Raw genomic sequence first — 1786 nt, forward strand, 5'->3', positions numbered from 1 at the left:
CTAGTGACACGCCGCGCCAGCGTGCCCGCACACGTTTCCCCAGCTCACGCCCCTGATTCATGTGCTTTTCTCGCTACACATCTGCGGAACGCAGGGCTGACACACGAGGAAAAACACCCACAACGCCCTCACGAGCCGCTGAACGATTGAGCGACGAATTGGCCGCTCTCGGAATCCGCACCGATATCCATGAGGGCTACGGGCTTGCCCTGGTGTCCGTGCGGGCCGGCTTGGTCGTCTGGACGGATGGCCGGTGCTACCGCTGGTGGTCGGGCCGTCAATCACGACGAACCCAGCGATGGGTGTACGCGTTCGGCCCAGCCGACGACCCGGTAACCACCGCTCGCCGCATCGCTGCCCGCTACAAGGACCTCCGGCAGCATCATCCGCTATCCGCCCTGCTCAACGGCACTTCATGATGAGCATGTCCGACGAGCGCCTGAGTCATCCGCAGCGCTCTCCTGTCCGGCTTGATCATGACTACCGCTGGCCACTCCGTGAAGCGCGGACGTGAAGACCGCCTTGCTTTCCGGCGAGGTGCCGTAGTGCCAGTTTGGACGGGTGTCCTGGGAGCGAAGCGGAAATGCCGGCCTCGTCGGTCATGATCAGCGACACACGTGTCCCTGCGTCACCCAAGGAGTGTCATGGCGGCTACCGAGGACGCCGGATAGTGGATCGTCGGCCATGACGGATGGTCAGACCTCGACCTGATCCGTGACCGGCTCGCCGCGGGCGCTGATCCCAACTCCGGCGTGCGCATCTTCGACAAGCCGCTCCACGTCGCGGCGGAGCAGGGATCTCCTGAAGTGGTCGCGGAGTTGGCCCGACGGGTCGACGACGTAGACGCCGAACACCGAGGCCGTACCGCGCTTTGGATGGCCGTCTTCGAAGGCCGCGCGGACAACGCCCGAGCCCTTCTCGCCGCCGGAGCGGACCCGTGGCGCGATAAGTCCGTCGCGTACGGCTAGCGTTCACTCACCCGGCTAACTCAGCACGTCCACGCTCACCAGCCAGGCATAACGCTACAGATTCACTCGATCACAGTACGGCATCACGGGCATAGGCTCACGGATCGTCCTCTCACAGCTCCTGCTGACAGCAGGCTTCCTTCGCGCGCTTGGTCCTGACCATTCGAACGCGCTTCCATCAGGGCCGTAGCTGAGGGAGACCGCATCACGCCAGCGGCCGCTGTCCTTGTAAGCTCCAGTCACCATCCCGACCTGCGTAGCGCTTCAGATCTTCCGCTTTCGGGATCCACTCCGATCAGGCGTCTTCGCTTGGATCCTCCGGCGAGCTGTTGCCTCTTGTCCGGAGTCCTCGCCACGCCATGTCCACCGTCCACCAGACCCCGAATACAACAACCCCACCGATGATCAAATAGACGAGCTCGGGCAAGCTCCAAACGAAGTCGGGCAGGCCCTGCTCAGGCCCACGAAAAAGAACAACCACTCCGGAGACCACAGCCAGCCCTACGGCAGCCAAGGCTATGCTTCCGAATAAGTCAACCGCGAAATCTCAATGCCTTCATGCGCCCATCCAGGATCGGTTCCTTCTCTAAACAAGTGCCCCTCAACTGATCAACGACGACACCGTGGGCATGGTTCCCCTCCAAGCCCTCAAGGAATGCGGTGGCCATGATCGGGGGATCCGGGCGGCATGACATTCTGCCGCGCGTATGGAGACCGTTCTAATACTCCAGCCGCACTTCGAGATCTCGATCTGGTCGAGGCTGAGACGTGAGACGGCCACCGCAGTGATCATGTGGGTGTGTGGAATCCAGATGATC

2 protein-coding genes are annotated in these 1786 nt (G+C 62.4%); both read left to right on the forward strand.

Annotated elements, in window-relative coordinates; translation table 11 throughout:
* Nucleotides 1-146: 146 nt before the first annotated feature.
* Entirely contained in the window at nucleotides 147-419 is a 273-nt protein-coding gene (locus AB0J42_RS37620) for a hypothetical protein (protein WP_364303367.1), read from the forward strand.
* A gap of 333 nt (nucleotides 420-752) precedes the next feature.
* Nucleotides 753-968 carry an ankyrin repeat domain-containing protein gene (locus tag AB0J42_RS37625; RefSeq protein ID WP_364303369.1) on the forward strand — a complete coding sequence of 72 codons (216 nt, stop codon included), beginning with the start codon at nucleotides 753-755 and terminating at the stop codon, nucleotides 966-968.
* Nucleotides 969-1786 lie beyond the last annotated feature (818 nt).

The sequence above is a fragment of the Nonomuraea sp. NPDC049649 genome (assembly GCF_040675175.1).
In the GTDB taxonomy this organism is placed as follows: Bacteria; Actinomycetota; Actinomycetes; order Streptosporangiales; family Streptosporangiaceae; genus Nonomuraea.